This is a genomic window from Streptomyces sp. NPDC037288 (assembly GCF_055603265.1).
The window spans coordinates 102124-118360 of record NZ_JBVJVY010000020.1 but is presented as its reverse complement, the minus strand read 5'-3'; the positions used below and the strand labels follow the sequence as shown (position 1 = coordinate 118360).

16 protein-coding genes and 1 pseudogene are annotated in these 16237 nt (G+C 70.4%); 8 read left to right on the top strand and 9 right to left on the bottom strand.

Going from position 1 to position 16237, the window contains the following annotated elements; translation table 11 throughout:
- Positions 1-4 precede the first annotated feature (4 nt).
- The 3 genes from ACZ7GZ_RS22865 to ACZ7GZ_RS22855 all read right to left on the bottom strand — a co-directional run bounded on the left by ACZ7GZ_RS22865 (position 5) and on the right by ACZ7GZ_RS22855 (position 4042).
- Positions 5-1021: an AAA family ATPase gene (locus ACZ7GZ_RS22865; RefSeq protein WP_471026885.1), complete on the bottom strand. Its 1017-nt coding sequence runs from the start codon at positions 1019-1021 to the stop codon at positions 5-7.
- A gap of 109 nt (positions 1022-1130) precedes the next feature.
- Positions 1131-3509 carry a VMAP-C domain-containing protein gene (locus ACZ7GZ_RS22860; RefSeq protein WP_471026882.1) on the bottom strand — a complete coding sequence of 793 codons (2379 nt, stop codon included), beginning with the start codon at positions 3507-3509 and terminating at the stop codon, positions 1131-1133.
- Positions 3506-4042, bottom strand: a complete 537-nt coding sequence (locus ACZ7GZ_RS22855) for a CU044_2847 family protein (protein ID WP_471026881.1) — start codon at positions 4040-4042, stop codon at positions 3506-3508. Before ACZ7GZ_RS22855 ends, ACZ7GZ_RS22860 begins: the two co-directional genes overlap by 4 nt.
- Before the next feature lie 184 nt (positions 4043-4226).
- Between ACZ7GZ_RS22855 and ACZ7GZ_RS22850 the strand changes: the two genes are divergently transcribed.
- The 3 genes from ACZ7GZ_RS22850 to ACZ7GZ_RS22840 all read left to right on the top strand — a co-directional run bounded on the left by ACZ7GZ_RS22850 (position 4227) and on the right by ACZ7GZ_RS22840 (position 6553).
- Positions 4227-4409 carry a DUF6104 family protein gene (locus ACZ7GZ_RS22850; protein ID WP_019075209.1) on the top strand — a complete coding sequence of 61 codons (183 nt, stop codon included), beginning with the start codon at positions 4227-4229 and terminating at the stop codon, positions 4407-4409.
- A gap of 196 nt (positions 4410-4605) precedes the next feature.
- The gene (locus ACZ7GZ_RS22845; protein WP_471026880.1) at positions 4606-5511 is read left to right on the top strand and encodes a DUF4097 family beta strand repeat-containing protein; all 906 of its coding nucleotides are present in this window, start codon (positions 4606-4608) and stop codon (positions 5509-5511) included.
- A 1-nt stretch (position 5512) separates the two neighbouring features.
- A complete protein-coding gene (locus ACZ7GZ_RS22840; RefSeq protein ID WP_471026879.1) occupies positions 5513-6553 on the top strand; it encodes a PadR family transcriptional regulator in 1041 nt (346 codons plus the stop codon).
- Positions 6554-6674: 121 nt separating this feature from the next.
- On the opposite strand, the gene ACZ7GZ_RS22835 is transcribed toward ACZ7GZ_RS22840, so the two are convergent.
- Positions 6675-7640 (bottom strand): zinc-binding dehydrogenase, encoded by a 966-nt coding sequence (locus tag ACZ7GZ_RS22835; protein ID WP_471026878.1) that lies wholly within the window; start codon positions 7638-7640, stop codon positions 6675-6677.
- A 140-nt stretch (positions 7641-7780) separates the two neighbouring features.
- Entirely contained in the window at positions 7781-9004 is a 1224-nt protein-coding gene (locus ACZ7GZ_RS22830; RefSeq protein WP_471026875.1) for an NAD(P)-dependent malic enzyme, read from the bottom strand.
- Between the two features lie 557 nt (positions 9005-9561).
- On the opposite strand from ACZ7GZ_RS22830, the gene ACZ7GZ_RS22825 reads away from it, so the two are divergent.
- The 3 genes from ACZ7GZ_RS22825 to ACZ7GZ_RS22815 are packed head-to-tail and all read left to right on the top strand — an operon-like array spanning position 9562 to position 12316.
- A complete protein-coding gene (locus tag ACZ7GZ_RS22825; protein ID WP_471026874.1) occupies positions 9562-10512 on the top strand; it encodes an ABC transporter substrate-binding protein in 951 nt (316 codons plus the stop codon).
- 47 nt (positions 10513-10559) lie between these two features.
- Positions 10560-11513 carry an amino acid ABC transporter permease gene (locus ACZ7GZ_RS22820; protein ID WP_471026872.1) on the top strand — a complete coding sequence of 318 codons (954 nt, stop codon included), beginning with the start codon at positions 10560-10562 and terminating at the stop codon, positions 11511-11513.
- 50 nt (positions 11514-11563) lie between these two features.
- Positions 11564-12316, top strand: a complete 753-nt coding sequence (locus ACZ7GZ_RS22815) for an amino acid ABC transporter ATP-binding protein (RefSeq protein ID WP_471026930.1) — start codon at positions 11564-11566, stop codon at positions 12314-12316.
- A 59-nt stretch (positions 12317-12375) separates the two neighbouring features.
- Here the strand turns inward: ACZ7GZ_RS22815 and ACZ7GZ_RS22810 are convergent, their stop codons facing one another.
- On the bottom strand, positions 12376-12627 hold the full coding sequence (locus tag ACZ7GZ_RS22810) for a hypothetical protein (protein ID WP_471026871.1): 252 nt from the start codon (positions 12625-12627) through the stop codon (positions 12376-12378).
- A gap of 392 nt (positions 12628-13019) precedes the next feature.
- Here ACZ7GZ_RS22810 and ACZ7GZ_RS22805 point away from each other — a divergent pair, with 392 nt between their 5' ends.
- Positions 13020-13649 carry a CGNR zinc finger domain-containing protein gene (locus ACZ7GZ_RS22805; protein ID WP_450796197.1) on the top strand — a complete coding sequence of 210 codons (630 nt, stop codon included), beginning with the start codon at positions 13020-13022 and terminating at the stop codon, positions 13647-13649.
- Here the strand turns inward: ACZ7GZ_RS22805 and sodX are convergent.
- Positions 13553-13987, bottom strand: coding sequence for a nickel-type superoxide dismutase maturation protease (gene sodX, locus ACZ7GZ_RS22800; RefSeq protein WP_471026928.1), 435 nt, complete (start codon positions 13985-13987; stop codon positions 13553-13555). The two genes, ACZ7GZ_RS22805 and sodX, sit on opposite strands and share 97 nt — an antisense overlap.
- Positions 13988-14132: 145 nt before the next feature.
- On the opposite strand from sodX, the gene sodN reads away from it, so the two are divergent.
- The gene (gene sodN / locus ACZ7GZ_RS22795) at positions 14133-14528 is read left to right on the top strand and encodes a superoxide dismutase, Ni (protein ID WP_030339082.1); all 396 of its coding nucleotides are present in this window, start codon (positions 14133-14135) and stop codon (positions 14526-14528) included.
- 7 nt (positions 14529-14535) lie between these two features.
- On the opposite strand, the pseudogene ACZ7GZ_RS22790 reads toward sodN, so the two are convergent.
- Positions 14536-15549, bottom strand: a pseudogene (locus ACZ7GZ_RS22790) (tyrosine-type recombinase/integrase); the annotation flags it as partial.
- 121 nt (positions 15550-15670) lie between these two features.
- Positions 15671-16222: an HAD domain-containing protein gene (locus tag ACZ7GZ_RS22785; RefSeq protein ID WP_471026869.1), complete on the bottom strand. Its 552-nt coding sequence runs from the start codon at positions 16220-16222 to the stop codon at positions 15671-15673.
- Positions 16223-16237 lie beyond the last annotated feature (15 nt).

Here is a 16237-nt window from a genome sequence, read left to right as displayed (position 1 = left end):
CGCCTCACCTCGAACGGTCGAGTCGCTGGATGAGCAGGTCGGCGAGCCGCTCGCGGCTCGGCGGGGCGGCGGCGTCGGTCAGGTGGATCGCGTTCAACAGTTGGTCGGCGGCGAGGAGTTCGCTGCGTGAGCGCTCCAGAAAGCGGGCGATCAGGTCGTCGCCCGCCCGCGCGGCCTCGTCACCGAGGTGGGCGCGGACGAAGGTGGCGAGCCGGTTGTGGTCGGGCCGGCCCAGCTCCAGATGAATGCACCGGCGCATCAGCGGGGCCGGGAAGTCCCGCTCCCCGTTGCTGGTGAGGACGACGAACGGGAAGGCGTGGCAGCGCACCCGGCCGTCGCGCACGCGCACCTTGGTGCCGTCGGCGGTGAGCACCTCGGCCTCTCCGTCGGGCAGCCGGTCGGCGATGCGCTGCAGCTCGGGTATCTCGAACTCGCCCTCCTCCAGCACGTTCAGCAGGTCGTTGGGCAGGTCGATGTCGCTCTTGTCGAGTTCGTCGATGAGCAGCACCCGCGGGGTGTCCGAGGGCAACAGGGCCGTACCGAGCGGCCCGAGCCGGATGTAACTGCCGATGGCCTCCACGGCTCCGGGACTGCCCGACGCCGTACCGTAACCCCCCTGCGCGGCGATCTGGACGTCCTGCAGCCGGGCGATGGCGTCGTAGTGGTACAGCCCGTCCTGGAGCGTGGTCCGGCTGACGATGGACCAGCGCAGCACCTCGCCGAGGCCCAGCTCGTACGCCACCGAATGGGCCAGCGTGCTCTTGCCCGCGCCGGGGCTGCCGGTCACGAGCAACGGGCGGCGCAGGTAGAGCGCCGCGTTGATCATCTCCAGCTCTTCCGCGCCGGGCCGGTGCAGTTCGGCCAGATGCCGGTGCGCGCCGAGCCTGCGGTCCTGCGAGCCGTCGCCGCCCGCGTCCCGGCCGGCGAAGTCCCGCCAGGGCGGCGGTGGAGGCAGCCGGCTCATCCCGTCGTGCGGTTCCCCGGCGCCCCGGTAGATGAGCCACTCACTGGATTCGGTCATGTCCGGTCCTCGTCGTCACTCGTCCGCCACGGCAGCCGTCGCACGTGCATCACGGTATCGACCCTCAGGACGCCTGGTAAGAGGATCCAGAGGGAACGCGAGCCCCGCGTCACGGCGCCTCCAGCAGATCTCCGGTGCCGGGCAGGGGGCTGTGCGGATCGTCGTACAACAGCGCTATGCCATGCGCCCAGTAGGCCTCGGTGAGCCCCGCGTGCACCTGCCTGCGCAGCCCGTGCACCACCTCGGGCAGGAGGGCCACGCCGTGGCCGTCGTCGACGACGGTCTTGGCGCCCCGGTGGAACTCTCCGCACACGGACTCGGGTTCCCGCCGCCAGCGGCGCCACACCGCCACCCCGAACCCGGCGCGCAGGATCCGGCCGAGCGAGGCGGGGTCGCTCTCGTACCGCAGGTCGCCCAGGCGGCACAGCACGGGGACGTCGTGCGGCGCGAGGCCGCGCAGCGCCGCCGTGTCCGGTACGGGCCTGCGCACGCCGTCGTCGCAGTCCAGCACCTCGGCCCGCGCCTGACGGACGTGCAGCCGGCGCCAGCGGTCGCGCCGCTCGTCGTCCTCGTCGTCGTACGACTCCCAGGCCGCCGCCGGCCAGGCGCCGGGGCCCTCCGCCGTCTCGTCGGGCAGCTGGTCACGGTCCGAGCAGCGCACGAGCACCGGCCGTTCGACGCCCAGCGGGACGCCGTCGGGCCGCAACCGCCAGTCGTCCACCGCCGTGCCCAGCAGCAGATGGGGCAGGGCCACGTGCAGGGTGGCGGGCCGCCCGGGCTCGTCACACTGCCGGAAGGCCTCGGTGAGCGGGGCGGCCACCTGGGAGCCGAGGCCGGTCAGCGGGGTGCGCTGGGTCTCGTGCAGCAGTCGCGTCCCGCCGTCCGCGTCCGCCACCGAGACCGACCAGTCGCAGTGGTCGGGCTCCCAGCCTCGGCGCAGCACCACCAGCAGCACGGACGGGCCGGGCGGCGACGGAGACGGGTGCGGGGCGGGGCGTTCCGCCGGCACCTGGCCGGTGTCGTCGTCGGCCCGCTCGTGGCCGGGACGCACCGGATGCACCCGGCCCAGCAACTCGGTGCGGCGGCGGGCCAGTTCGGTGCGGTAGCCGCTGTCGAGTCCCGTCGACGCGTGCCGCACCCAGTCCCACAGGGCCCGTTCGGCGGCGCGCACGCTGGGCGTCCGGTCGCGGTCGGCGGCCAGGACGCCCATCGCGTAGTCGATGACGAGCCTGCGCGCCCCGTCCTGCCGCGCGTGCTCGTAGAGCACGCCCAGGCCGTCCCGCCAGCCGCGCGGGGCGGGCACCAGGGACGGGAGCCGGAAGCCCGGCAGGGAGCCGAGGATGTCGAGCAGGCCGCGGGTACTGGCCGGGGGCGGCAGATCGGCCAGCCGGCCGAGCAGTTCGCCGCGCTCGTGCGGGCTGAGCGCGCGGCCGGGGCGTGCGCCGAGTTCGCCCTGGATGTCGGCCCAGGTGGGGGCCGGCGAGTCGGAGGGCTGCTGGCGGTCACGGTGATAGCGGTCGTGGGCGTGGAAGACGGCTTGATAGAGGTCGCCCGGGTGGACGCCCCCCGTGGGGGGTCCCTTCGGGTTGAGGCCACCGGGGCTGAGAGCACCGGGCTGCAGGCCGCCGGGCTGGAGGCCGCCGGGCTGGAGGCCGCCGACGTGGGCGTCGGTCCCGAGGGAGCCGCTCGGATCGGGACCGCTCACGTGGGCGGCGTTCGGGAGGGAGCCGCTCGGACGGGGACCCTGGGCGGCGTTCGGACCGCTCGCCGGGTCTGCGTCGCGTCCGCTCCCCGCTGCTCCCGTAGGTGCCCGGAGGGTGCGTAACTGCTCGACCCCGATGGACGTGCCCCCCGCCCCCTGGTCCGCGCGTGACTTCAGGACACCGACGACCTCACCGCGCACGGGGTCGATCACCGGCCCGCCCGAGACACCGGGCGGCAGGTCGTTCTGCCCGAGCCGCACCTGCTCCTCCGGCGACCACGCGCTGATCGTGCCCTGGACGGAGAGGTACCCGTCCAGGATCTCCAGCCGGCCACGGGCCCCCGTCCAGCCCGCGTAGTACACCCGGTTCCCGCCGAAGTGCGGGTTGGGACGCTCGGAGACGTACACGCACGTGTGGCCGGCGGGCTCGCGGAGCCGGACCAGCGCGAGGTCCGGGGCGGGCCAGCTCCCCGGGACGAGTCGGCCGGCCTGCTCCGGCAGGGTCGCCGCCACCTCCCCCGGCACGGCGCACGGGTCCTCGTAGGGGCTGGTCCGGTACACCACGGTGACCTCGCCCCCCTCTTCCGCGTGAACCACGTGCGCGCAGGTCAGAACCCAGTTCGGCGCCACGAAGAAACCGCTGCCGAGAAAGCCGCCGGGCTCGTCGGGGGCATACCCGGCACCCGAGCGATGAATGCGCACCGTCGCCGCGAGAACGAGTTCACGGAGGGCAAGCCGGGCAGCATCGGAGCCGTCCGGTGCGCCCCCGTCGTACCGCTCCGTCATTCCGCGCCCCCGACGCCGCCGCCCCCGACACCTCCGTGCCCCCGAACGCCCGTCGACGCGCCGGTGCGGGAGCCCTGGGCGGCGGAGGCCGAAGGCGCATCGCCGGGGGTACGGGAGTCCCCGGACGGGGTCGGCGGTGTGTCCGTGTCCGGCGGGCCGTCCCCGTTCCAGGTCAGGGTGACCGTGAGGGCGGCCTTGGCCTCGCCGTCCGCGAGCAGGCCCACCACCTTCCCGGCCTTGGCGGTCAGCTCGATGCCGAACTCGACGCTCACCTCGTCCGGCCGCACCGCCCGCAGCGGACCGGACAGCGACCGTGCGACACCGGTGATCAGCGACTGGAGGCTCTCGACGCTCGCCTCCACCCGCTCGGCGAACCCGGTGTCCGTGTACGACAGTCCCCCCGACGGCAGTTCCCCCGGCGGCGCGGACAGTTCCCCGGCCCCTGATATCCGGGCCCACACCGGCGTCCCGTCCGGCAGCTGGATCCGTGCTACCCGCGTCGACTCCGCATTCCTCGACTCCGCGTCCGTCATGCTCCCCCGTCCCCCTCGCCCCGTCGGCACCGCCCGCCCGCCGAAGCCGGACGGCTGCCTATTATTTTCCTGTTCTCGCCACGCTCCTCAGGCGGAAATGCGGCATCTTCCACCTCTCACAGGTTGAGGGTTCTTCCCGCCCGGGAGCGGGCCTACCCCTGCATTGAACGACGGAGCGGCATCCATGTACTTCACCGACCGAGGCATCGAAGAACTGGAGAAGCGGCGCGGCGAGGAAGAGGTCACCTTCGAGTGGCTCGCCGAGCAGCTGCGCACGTTCGTCGATCTGAACCCCGACTTCGAGGTGCCGGTGGAACGCCTCGCGACCTGGCTGGCCCGCCTGGACGACGAGGACGACGACGAGTAGGTCCCGCGACCTCTCACCTGAGCTCGGCGAACGCCCCGCAAGCCCCGTACCGCACATGCGCTGCGGGGCGTCGGCATGCCCTGGATCGGGTGTCTTGACTTTCCGTGACCACGATATATCGTGAATGCAAGAAGACGCGATATGGCGTGTCACGACTGCGCCTGGCCTGCGCCCCGCCGCGCCCGAGGAGGCCCCCATGCCCGAGTGGTCCGTCACCGAGCCGCAGAAGCTGACCTTCGACACCCGCGTGAGCGACCTCCAGGTCCGCATCGTCAGCGGAACGGTGAACGTGGTGGGCACGGACGAGGGTTCCGCCCGCCTGGAAGTCTCGGAGGTCGAGGGCCCGCCCCTCGTGGTCACCCAGCGGGGCGACACCCTCACGGTGGCCTATGAGGACCTGCCCTGGAAGGGCTTCCTCAAGTGGCTCGACCGCAAGGGCTGGCGGCGCAGCGCCGTCGTCTCCCTGGCGGTTCCCGCCGACACCCGGGTCGAGGTGGGCGTGGTCGGCGCCGGCGCGGTCGTCTCGGGCATCCGCGGCCCCGCCGTGGTGAAGGGCGTGACCGGCGACACGACCCTGGTCGGCGTCTCGGGCCCGGTCCGCGCGGACACCGTGTCGGGGAACCTGGAAGCCCAGGCGGTCACCGGCGACCTGCGGTTCAACTCGGTCTCGGGGGACCTGACGGTGGTCGAGGGCTCCGGCCGTTCCGTCCGCGCGGACTCCGTCAGCGGCTCCATGATCGTCGACCTGGACCCGGACGGCCCCACGGAGGTCAACCTCACCAGCGTCTCCGGCGAGATCGCCATCCGCCTGCCGCATCCGGCGGACACCGAGGTGGAGGCGAACACCGCGAGCGGCACCATCTCCAACGCCTTCGACGGGCTGCGGGTCCACGGCCAGTGGGGCGCCCACAAGATCACGGGGCGCCTGGGGGCGGGCACGGGCAGGCTCCGGGCCACCACGGTCTCCGGCTCGATCGCCCTGCTGCGCCGCCCGCCGCGCGAGGACGAGGCGGACAGCCCGGGGGACAATGCCGTCTCCGGCCAGGGCGCCGGAGGAACCACCGCCCCGGCCGACGGCACGACCGACAAGAAGGTGCTCTGACATGCCCCCCGTCTTCGCCCACGGGCGCCTGCGCCTGTATCTGCTCAAGCTGCTCGACGAGGCCCCCCGCCACGGCTACGAGGTGATCAGGCTCCTGGAGGAACGCTTCCAGGGCCTGTACGCCCCCTCGGCGGGCACGGTCTACCCCCGGCTGGCCAAGCTGGAGGCGGAGGGCCTGGTCAGGCACACCACGGAGGGCGGCCGCAAGGTGTACGCCATCACGGACGCCGGCCGCGCCGAACTGGCCGGCCGCAGCGGCGAGTTGGCCGACCTTGAGTTGGAGATCCGCGAGTCGGTCGCCGAACTGGCCGCCGAGATAAGGGCCGACGTGCGCGGCGCGGCCGGCGACCTGCGCCGCGAGATGCGCGCGGCGGCGTCCGAGGCTCACCGGAGCGCGAAGACGGGCGCGGCGGGCCCCTCCGGGGAAGACGGCGACCTCACCGACAAGGAGTCCTGGCGGGCCGCCCAAGAGGAGATGCGCCGCGTCAAGCAGGAGTGGAAGGAGCAGGCCCGCCGCGCCAAGGACGAGAGCCGCCGGGCCCGCGAGGAGGCGCAGCGCGCCCGCCACCAGGCCCAGGAGGCGCAGGCGCGGGCGCGGGCCCAGGCGCAGCAGGAGATGCAGCGCATCGCGCGCCGGGTCCAGGATCGCGTCCAGGACCACTTCACGCAGGGCGACTGGCCGACGGGCGTACGCGAGGGACTGTCCGAACTGGCCAGGGAGCTGGGCGACTTCGGCAAGAACTGGAGCTCCTCCCGCAGCCCCGAGGAGCCGGTGCCCACGTCCGCCGCCACAGCCGCTGACCTGCACTATGTCCCGCCCGCCGAGGACTTCCCGGCCGAGTACGAACCCTCCTGGGCGCGCGAGGACCTCACCGGCGACCCGGTCCGCGACCTGGACCGCCTCCTCGACCGCTTCCGCGACGACATCCGCGACGCGGCCCGCGACCACGGCGTCAGCCAGACCCAGCTCCGCGACGCCCGCCGCCACCTGTCGACGGCGGCGGCCCACATCGGCGCACTCCTGCGGTCACCGAACCCCTGACGGGAGGCACGGACCCCGGTGCGCCGGCGGTCCGTGACCGCGCTCTGATTGCCCCGCGCAGGAGGGGCGGGCCCAGCCCCCCGGACCCGCCCGGCGTCCGTTCTCCCCGAAGCGGGAGACCTCAGGAGTTGGTGAGGACGATCTTCCCGAACTGCTCGCCGGAAGCGAGCCGTTCGAAGCCCTCACGGGCCCGGTCCAGCGGCAGTTCCTCGTCGATGACGGGCCGTACGCCGGTCGCGGCGCAGAAGGAGAGCAGGTCCTCCAGCTCCTCCTTGGTGCCCATGGTGGAACCGACGACCTTCAGCTCCAGGAAGAAGATCCGGGTCAGCTCGGCATGCGAGGGCCGGTCCCCGCTGGTGGCACCGGAGATGACGATCGTGCCGCCGGGCCGCAGGGACTTCACCGAGTGGGACCAGGTGGCGGCGCCCACGGTCTCGATGACGGCGTCCACCCGCTGCGGCAGCCGCGCCCCGGGCTCCACGGCCTCCACGGCCCCCAGTTCCAGGGCTCGCTTCCGCTTGGCCTCGTCCCGGCTGGTGGCGAAGACACGCAGCCCGGCCGCCTTGCCGAGCACGATCGCGGCCGTGGCGACACCACCCCCCGCGCCCTGCACGAGAACCGAGTCGCCGGGCCGTACCCCGGCGTTGGTGAACAGCATCCGGTACGCCGTCAGCCAGGCTGTCGGCAGACACGCGGCCTCGGCGAAGGACAGCTCCTTGGGCTTGGGCAGGACGTTCCAGGTCGGCACGGCGACCTGTTCGGCGAAGGTGCCCTGGTAGCGCTCGGTGAGGATGGAGCGCGGCTCGTTCGGGCCGACGCCGTGGCCGGTCTGGCCGATGACGGAGTGCAGGACGACCTCGTTGCCGTCCTCGTCGATGCCGGCGGCATCGCAGCCGAGGATCATCGGCAGCCGGTCCTCCGGGAGGCCGACGCCCCGCAGGGACCAGAGGTCGTGATGGTTGAGGGAGGCGGCCCGCACGGTGACGGTGCTCCAGCCGGGCCGGGCCTCGGGGGCAGGACGCTCCCCCGACTCCAGGCCGCTGAGCGGCTGGTCGCGGTCGATTCGGGCGGCGTAGACAGCGAACATGCTGCCGACGATAGGGGGACCGATCAGCCGACGGAACCGCGAGGCCCTGTGACACATGCCCTCTTGCGCACCGGCACCCGTCCAGCGCAGCCCAAAAGAAAACGGCCCCGCCCAAACGGACGGGGCCATTGCACGCAACCTCAGCGACGAGCAACTCCCTCGGCACGAGCAGCAGCCGCAACCGCCGCCGTAACCGCCGGAGCGACCCGCTCGTCGAACGGAGACGGAATCACGTAGTCGGCGGCGAGGTCGTCCCCCACCACCGCGGCCAGCGCCTCCGCCGCAGCGATCTTCATCCCCTCGGTGATCCGGGTGGCCCGCACCTGCAGGGCGCCGGCGAAGATGCCCGGGAACGCCAGCACGTTGTTGATCTGGTTCGGGAAGTCCGACCGCCCGGTCGCGACGACCGCCGCGTACTTGTGCGCGACGTCCGGATGCACCTCGGGGTTCGGGTTGGCCATCGCGAACACGAAGGCGCCCTCCGCCATGGAGGCCACGGCCTCCTCCGGGACCGTACCGCCGGAGACACCGATGAACACGTCGGCGCCCGCGAGGGCGTCCTCCAGCGAGCCGGTGACGCCCGCCTTGTTGGTGAAACCGGCCAGCTCGCGCTTGACCGGGGTCAGGTCCTCCCGGTCGGCCGACACGACGCCCTTGCGGTCCGCCACCGCCACGTCCCCGATGCCGGCCTCGACCAGCATCTTGGCGATGGCGACACCGGCCGCGCCGGCGCCCGAGATGACGGCCCGCAGCTGCCCGATCTCACGGCCGCTCAGCCGCGCCGCGTTCCGCAGCGCCGCGAGCGTCACGACGGCCGTACCGTGCTGGTCGTCGTGGAAGACCGGGATGTCGAGGCGCTCCTGCAGCCGGCGTTCGATCTCGAAGCACCGCGGCGCCGAGATGTCCTCGAGGTTCACTCCGCCGAAGGACGGGGCGAGCCGGACGACGGTCTCGACGATGTCGTCCACGTCGGTGCAGTCGAGCGCGATCGGCACCGCGTCGACGCCGCCGAACTGCTTGAACAGGATCGCCTTGCCCTCCATCACCGGGAGGGAGGCCTGGGGACCGATGTCCCCGAGTCCGAGCACGGCCGTACCGTCGGTCACGACGGCGACCACCGAGGACTTCCACGTGTAGTCGTTGACGAGCTCCGGCTGTTCCGCGATCGCGGTGCACACGCGCGCGACACCGGGCGTGTACGCGAGGGAAAGGTCGTCCTTGTCGCGGACCGGCACGGTGGCCTGCACGGCCATCTTGCCGCCGCGGTGCAGCGCGAACGCCGGATCGAAGGAATCGAGGGGCTCGGCCCCGCCGTCCTGATCCGTTTTGCTGTCGCTGCGAGGATTGACGATCTCCGCTGCCACTTTGTTTTACCCCTTAGGTATGCATGGTTTGAGGGTCGACCACTCCTGGTGAGGGGTGGGCGGGCACCGCGTACGGCCCGATTGCTGATACGTACGAGCACATACGCGACGGGCGCGCCGCACACGCGCCCTGAGCCCCGGATGAGGGGTGTAAAGAACCTTCTTACCGGACGGACGGCGCCCGCGACGAGTCCAATAGGCGCAAGGTCACATCTCGGAACCGGAAAGCCGCCGCGAGGTGACGCGCGGCTGACAACCACGCCAAGCGCGCGAAGACGTCGTACGCAGGCGCGCACGCTGACCACATCGTGAGACGCGCCGAAGATTTTCCGGCCAGATGGCTGGATTACCGCAGATGGTTCGGTGCTGTTGAACCAGGGATGTACCGACCTGAGGCGGTTCGGGGGGTCACCCGTTATCCGATTTTGACATAGTCAGCCCCCTGAACGGCGTAGTCCGAATGGCAAGATGCGGTAAACCCACGAGGTCGCGACACCAGAAGGTGTGTGTTCTCGTCGACCCATCGGCACCTCTTCCCATCCGCCGGAGGAACCACGATGACCGCAAGCTCCACCCGTCGTACGACCGCCGCACGCTCCCGTCTGGCCGCGGTCGGGGCGATCGCGGTCGCGGGCGCCCTGCTGCTCACCGGCTGTGGTGACCAGACCAAGGACAAGAGCAAGGACTCCGGCTCCACCGGCGCTCCGCTGGCCGACAAGCTCCCCGGGGACATCAGGAACAAGGGCAAGATCGAGGTCGGCTCGGACATCAAGTACGCCCCGATGGAGTTCAAGGACTCCTCCGGCAACGCCGTGGGTCTGGACCCGGACCTCGCGGCGGCCCTGGGCAAGCAGCTCGGCGTGACACTCGAGTTCCAGGACGGCACCTTCGACAGTCTGCTCACCGGTCTGCGCTCCGGCCGCTACAACATAGCGATGTCGGCGATGACGGACAGCAAGAACCGTCAGCAGGGCATCGACCCGGACACGGGCAAGAAGGTCGGCGAGGGCGTCGACTTCGTCGACTACCTCACCGCCGGTGTCTCGATCTACACCCGCAAGGGCGACACCCAGGGCATCAACGGCTGGTCGGACCTGTGCGGCAAGAAGATCGCCGTCGAGCGCAGCACCGTCTCGCAGGACCTGGCCAAGCAGGAGGCCAAGAAGTGTCCGAGCGGCAAGAAGCTCACCATCGAGCCGTTCGACGACGACCAGCAGTCCCAGACCCGGCTGCGCTCCGGCGGTGTGGACGCGGCCTCCTCCGACTTCCCGGTCGCCGCGTACGCGGTGAAGAACTCCGGCGGCGGCAAGGACTTCCAGATCGTCGGCCAGCAGGTCGAGGCGGCCCCGTACGGCGTCGCGGTGGCCAAGAAGGACACGCAGCTGCGCGACGCGCTGCAGGCCGCGATGAACGCGATCATCAAGAACGGCGAGTACGCGAAGATCCTCCAGAAGTGGGGCGCCCAGGACGGCGCCGTCAAGGAGTCCGTGATCAACGGCGGCAAGTGACCCGCGGAAGCAGACGAGGCAGAAGCGGCCACTGAGAGGCAACACCCGTGACTGACATCGAGAAGACGGCCGGAGAGGGCCACGGGGAGGACACCACTCCCCCGGCCGGCCCGGAGGCCATCAAGGCCATCCCGGTCCGGCACTACGGACGGTACGTTTCCGCCGTCGTCGCCATCGCGATCCTCGTCGCGATCGTCTACGCGTTCGGCCAAGGCAAGATCAACTGGCACGCGGTGCCGGACTACTTCTTCGACCACCGGATCATGACCGGTGTCTACAAGACCCTTCTGCTGACGGTCCTGTCGATGCTGATCGGCATCGCCGGCGGCGTCCTCCTCGCGATCATGCGGCTGTCGAAGAACCCGGTGACCTCGTCGATCGCCTGGTTCTACATCTGGTTCTTCCGCGGCACCCCGGTCCTGGTCCAGCTGTTCCTGTGGTTCAACCTGGGCCTGGTCTTCGAGTACATCAACCTGATGCCGTTCTACAAGGACTACTGGTCGAACTTCATGACGCCGCTGCTGACGGCGCTGCTCGGCCTGGGTCTGAACGAGGCGGCGTACATGGCCGAGATCTGCCGTGCGGGCCTGCTCGCGGTGGACGAGGGCCAGACCGAGGCGGCCCACGCGCTCGGCATGAGCCACGGCAAGACGCTGCGCCGGGTGGTCATCCCGCAGGCGATGCGGGTGATCGTGCCACCGACGGGCAACGAAGTGATCAACATGCTGAAGACGACGTCGCTGGTCGCGGCCGTCCAGTATCCCGAGCTGTTCCGCTACGCCCAGGACATCGGCCAGAACTCCGGCGCCCCGGTGGAGATGTACTTCCTCGCCGCGGCCTGGTACCTGATCATGACCTCGGTGCTGAGCGTGGGCCAGTACTACATCGAGCGCTACTACGCCCGCGGTTCCAGCCGCCAGCTGCCGCCGACGCCGTGGCAGAAGGTGAAGGCGAACATGTTCTCGCTGGGCCGTCCGAGGGGAGCGGTGGGCGCGGCATGAGCGACAAGCTGAGCAAGACACAGGACACCCCGCCCACGGGCACGGTCCCGATGGTCAGGGCCCAGGGCGTCCACAAGTCCTTCGGCCACGTCGAGGTGCTCAAGGGCATCGACCTGGAGGTCAAGCCGGGCGAGGTGTTCTGCCTGATCGGCCCCTCCGGTTCCGGCAAGTCGACCTTCCTGCGGTGCATCAACCACCTGGAGAAGATCAACGCCGGCCGGCTGTACGTCGACGGCGAGCTGGTCGGCTACCAGCAGAAGGGCGACAAGCTGTACGAGCTGAAGGACAGCGAGGTCGCGCGCAAGCGCCGGGACATCGGCATGGTCTTCCAGCGCTTCAACCTGTTCCCGCACATGACGGCGCTGGACAACGTCATGGAGGCGCCGGTGCAGGTCAAGGGCGTGAGCAGGACGCAGGCCCGGGAGCAGGCCATGCAACTGCTGCAGCGCGTGGGCCTCGCCGACCGGGCCGGGCACTACCCCTCCCAGCTGTCCGGCGGCCAGCAGCAGCGGGTGGCCATCGCCCGGGCCCTGGCGATGGAGCCGAAGCTGATGCTGTTCGACGAGCCGACCTCGGCCCTGGACCCGGAGCTGGTCGGTGACGTCCTGGACGTCATGCGGGATCTCGCCGAGTCCGGCATGACGATGGTCGTCGTCACCCACGAGATGGGCTTCGCCCGCGAGGTGGGCGACAGCCTGGTGTTCATGGACGAGGGTGTGGTGGTCGAGTCGGGCCACCCCCGCGACGTCCTGACGAACCCGCGGCACGAACGGACCCAGTCGTTCCTGTCGAAGGTCCTGTGACCGCACACCGGTGAGGGGCGGTACGGATATTCCGTACCGCCCCTTCCTGCGAAACAACCTCAAAAACGACCCGCGAGTTCACCGGTGAGGGTGCTGAGGATGCCTTCGTCCTCCTCTTCTTCTTCGGCATTTTTTGCAGCCGCCTCACCGTGCGTGCGGCCATGGCCGGGCTTGGGCCGGGCGACCGATTGCACAAGGGGGGACTTTTCCGAAGCGAACGCGGCTGCACCCGTCATTCCGATCGTGGCGAGCAGGACGGGGGTAGCGATCGCGATGGCCAGGGCCCTGCGTGCAAACACGACTTCCTCCATATTTGGGACAATATGTCGCCGCCTAGCTACCCGGGCATTCATTCCCAAAAACCGCTCATCGAACTAACCACTCGCACGGCCGAGCACGCCGAAACAGAAGAGTTCGACTTCTCGCGTATAAGAAGCGGAAAGGCCGTGGCGCCACTGCGGCGGATTTCGACGCGCGACAAACCGCTTACTGCTTTCCGGAACCCCACTCCGCGGCGTCGCACCAACCGCCACCGGCCCGGAAAGCGGCGCCCCACCCCTCGTACGCAGGCCCGGCCGCGCCCCGGCGTCCGACCGCGCCGTCGACCATGCCGGACTCCCCGGTTCGCGTAATACCCTGGACACACGACCGGCTGTTACCCGACCGCAGACACGACCAAGAAGCGCCCCCGTAAGGACTACAAGTGGAACTGGCCTATTACTCGGATTACGCCGTCCGTCTCGTCAACACCGAGGAACCGGCCCGGGGCAAGGACGCGCTGACCTCGGTCGAGGCCGTCCGCGACCTCTTCGGTGACAACTCGTCGGCGGCCCGCCGCGCCACCGACGCCGATGTCACCCGCTTCCGCTCGGTGCGGGCCCGGCTGCGCGCGGTCTTCGAGGCGGCCGACAAGGGCGACGAGACCCTGGCCGTGGACCTGCTGAACTCACTGCTGCTGGAGTTCCCGGTGTCGCCGCAGATCTCCGGCCACGACCACCGCGACGAGGACGGCCGCCCGCTGTGGCACATGCATCTGGCCGACCACCCCTCCAACGCCACCGCCGGCTACGCGGCCATCGCGGCGATGGGACTCGCCTTCCACCTGACGGAGTACGGCGTCGACCGCCTCGGCCTGTGCGAAGCCGCCCCGTGCCGCAACGCCTACCTCGACACCTCCACCAACCGGTCCCGGCGCTACTGCTCCGACCGCTGCGCGACCCGTGCGAACGTGGCCGCCTACCGGGCCCGCAAGCGCCTGGAGGCCGACCGGTCGGCCAGCAGCGGCCTGGCGGCCGAGAGCGCCCAGCGCACCAGCGTCAGCGGCGAACGCTGACCGGCCGGGAGCGGCCGGTACCTGAAGCGCGCCGTACCCAGCACCAGCTCGTCCGGTACGACCCCGTAGTCGGTGCTGTCCCCGCCCGCGTACGGATTGTCCCCGAGCACCCACCAGCCGCCCTCGCGCCGCTCCACGGCACGCTTGACGACGAGCAGGTCCTGCTGGAACGGATGACGCAGGACGACGACGTCCCCCGGCCTGACCGCGGCCCCGTACTGCACCAGCAGCCGGTCCCCGTGATGGAGCGTGGGCACCATGGACGGGCCGGTCACCTCGGCCAGCCCGAACGGCGCCACCGCCCGCCCCCGATCGGTCTCCTGCGACAGCTCCGGCATCCCCGGCACCTCCCCGGTCCGTTCCTCCACCAGTCTCAGTCTGACCCTGGACTTTTGTCCTAAGCCCTAGGGGGCACCCGAGAAATCGCCTTCTGCAGGGAGTAATGTCGCACCTGAGAAGACGATCACGAGGAAGGAATGCTCCATGCTTTCCCGCCTGTTTGCCCCCAAGGTCAAGGTCAGCGCCCACTGCGACCTGCCCTGCGGCGTGTACGACCCTGCCCAGGCCCGCATCGAGGCGGAGTCGGTGAAGGCCGTCCAGGAGAAGATGGCCGGTAACGACGACCCCCACTTCCAGGCACGCGCCACCGTCATCAAGGAGCAGCGCGCGGAGCTCGCGAAGCACCACGTCTCCGTGCTCTGGAGCGACTACTTCAAGGCCCCGCACTTCGAGAAGTACCCGGAGCTGCACCAGCTGGTCAACGACGCCCTGAAGGCCCTCTCGGCCGCCAAGGCGTCCACCGACCCGGCGACGGGCCAGAAGGCGCTGGACTACATCGCCCAGATCGACAAGATCTTCTGGGAGACCAAGAAGGCTTGATTTTCAATCATGCCCTCTGACCTGCGATTTCCTTGGTTGCAGTGTCTCCGAGTCCGCACCCGGTCCGCAGGCCGCCGAGCACGGCGTCCATGACGGCCCGGGTGCGGCCTTCTTCCCCAGGCCACAGTGCGCGTAGATCCGCAGCGTGATGGCGGCGGACGCGTGGCCGAGGACCAGCTGCACCTGCTTGACACTCGCACCGCCGGCGATGAGCGCGGAGGCGTCGAAGTGCCGCAGGTCGTGGGTCGCCATGTGCGGCAGCTCGGCGGGCTTGCGGCCCTCGCGCTCGGCCGCCTTGCTCTCCTCCGCCTGGAGCGCCCTGCGGGCGCAGTTCCATTCGGTCTTCCAGCGCCGGTAGTTGAGCGGCTCCCCCCTCCTCCATTGTGAACAGCCACTCCTTGGAGGGGCGTGCGGCGAGGTGCGCGAGGAGGGCGTCGGTGACGACCTCGCCGACCGGGACCGTACGTCTGGACTTCGCGGTCTTCGGCGGGCCGATCTTTCCCGAATGGAGCCGCTGCCGCTCGACGGGGATGGTGCCGGCCTTGAAGTCGACGTCCGACACCTTGAGGCCGAGCAACTCGCCTATGCGCAAGCCTGACCCGGCGAGCGTGACGATCGCCGCGCGGATGTACGGCGGCGTCACCCGGGCCATGGCCTCGACCTGGGCGACCGTGGGCGGGGTGACCTCCTCGTCCGACGTGGGCGGGAGGGTGATCCGGCGGCATGGGCTGGACGCGATGACCTTGTCCTCGACGGCTGCGGTCATGACGCGCACAAGGACGTCGTAGACGTTCCGCACGCTGCCGGGGCCGAGCAGTTCGGACAGGTTCTTGAACGGCACCTGGATGTCGTTGCGGCGTATCGCCGCCATGGCGCGGGAGCCGAGCGCCGGGACGAGGTGCAGCCGCAGCGCGTTGTCGGTGATGCGCTCACCCGCCTCGCTGGCGATGAGCGACTCCTCCCACTTCTTCGCGTACTTCTCGAACGTGATCCGTCCGGCACGCGGGTCGACATGTTCCCCGAAGGAACAGCGGAGGTGTTCCCTCGGGGAACACCCGACTCGTTTCCTGAGGAAACGATGCCTTCCGTTTAGTTTCTGAACGGCGAACCTGATGCCCTCGCTGCCCATGGCAGCGAGGGCATCAGTCGTCAGGCGGCTCGGTTATGGGCAACTGCGCGACCCACTTCGTCACCTCGGTCAGGTGCTCGGGCTGCAGCCCGAGGTGTGGGTCGGGCTGAACGAGGAGGGTCGCCGTTCCATAGGCGGTGCGCTCCGCCGCCCAGGCGTGGTCGAGGTCGGTGAAGTCGTCGTCGATCCAGACGGCGGGGACGTCGCCGAGCCAGGCATCGACGTGGTCGCGCTTCCACAGGTAGCCATTGGGGTGGCTCGTAGTGATCTGGGGACGCGGCAGGTCGACGTACGGCAGCGCCGGGAGGTCGAGAAGGGGCCCGATGAGGGTGGTGGCGTCCTGCCGCCAGCTGGTGCACCAGACGGGGGTGACCAGGCCGGTGCGGATCACGTCCATGAGTAGGCGGCCGTGGTCGAGGTTGAGCCAGACGGTGACCGGGTTGTCGGCGCTGCGGCCTGTGGGGACGACATCGTGGCGGGCGTGGATGGCCGGGGTCGAGCCGTCTGCGTCCGGGAAGGGTATGAGGACGCCGTCGATGTCGAGGAGCAGGTAGGGCGAGCGCATCGGTTCCTCCAAGGG

What these genes read in the sequence shown, in the direction of transcription:
- ACZ7GZ_RS22845 (WP_471026880.1), top strand. Translation starts at nt 4,606, where the DNA reads ATGCCCGAGTGGTCCGTCACCGAGCCGCAGAAGCTGACCTTCGACACC.
- sodN (WP_030339082.1), top strand. Translation starts at nt 14,133, where the DNA reads ATGCTTTCCCGCCTGTTTGCCCCCAAGGTCAAGGTCAGCGCCCACTGC.
- ACZ7GZ_RS22840 (WP_471026879.1), top strand. Translation starts at nt 5,513, where the DNA reads ATGCCCCCCGTCTTCGCCCACGGGCGCCTGCGCCTGTATCTGCTCAAG.
- ACZ7GZ_RS22815 (WP_471026930.1), top strand. Translation starts at nt 11,564, where the DNA reads ATGGTCAGGGCCCAGGGCGTCCACAAGTCCTTCGGCCACGTCGAGGTG.
- ACZ7GZ_RS22785 (WP_471026869.1), bottom strand. Translation starts at nt 16,222, where the DNA reads ATGCGCTCGCCCTACCTGCTCCTCGACATCGACGGCGTCCTCATACCC.
- ACZ7GZ_RS22825 (WP_471026874.1), top strand. Translation starts at nt 9,562, where the DNA reads ATGACCGCAAGCTCCACCCGTCGTACGACCGCCGCACGCTCCCGTCTG.
- ACZ7GZ_RS22865 (WP_471026885.1), bottom strand. Translation starts at nt 1,021, where the DNA reads ATGACCGAATCCAGTGAGTGGCTCATCTACCGGGGCGCCGGGGAACCG.
- sodX (WP_471026928.1), bottom strand. Translation starts at nt 13,987, where the DNA reads ATGCCGGAGCTGTCGCAGGAGACCGATCGGGGGCGGGCGGTGGCGCCG.
- ACZ7GZ_RS22860 (WP_471026882.1), bottom strand. Translation starts at nt 3,509, where the DNA reads ATGACGGAGCGGTACGACGGGGGCGCACCGGACGGCTCCGATGCTGCC.
- ACZ7GZ_RS22810 (WP_471026871.1), bottom strand. Translation starts at nt 12,627, where the DNA reads ATGGAGGAAGTCGTGTTTGCACGCAGGGCCCTGGCCATCGCGATCGCT.
- ACZ7GZ_RS22855 (WP_471026881.1), bottom strand. Translation starts at nt 4,042, where the DNA reads ATGACGGACGCGGAGTCGAGGAATGCGGAGTCGACGCGGGTAGCACGG.
- ACZ7GZ_RS22850 (WP_019075209.1), top strand. Translation starts at nt 4,227, where the DNA reads ATGTACTTCACCGACCGAGGCATCGAAGAACTGGAGAAGCGGCGCGGC.
- ACZ7GZ_RS22835 (WP_471026878.1), bottom strand. Translation starts at nt 7,640, where the DNA reads ATGTTCGCTGTCTACGCCGCCCGAATCGACCGCGACCAGCCGCTCAGC.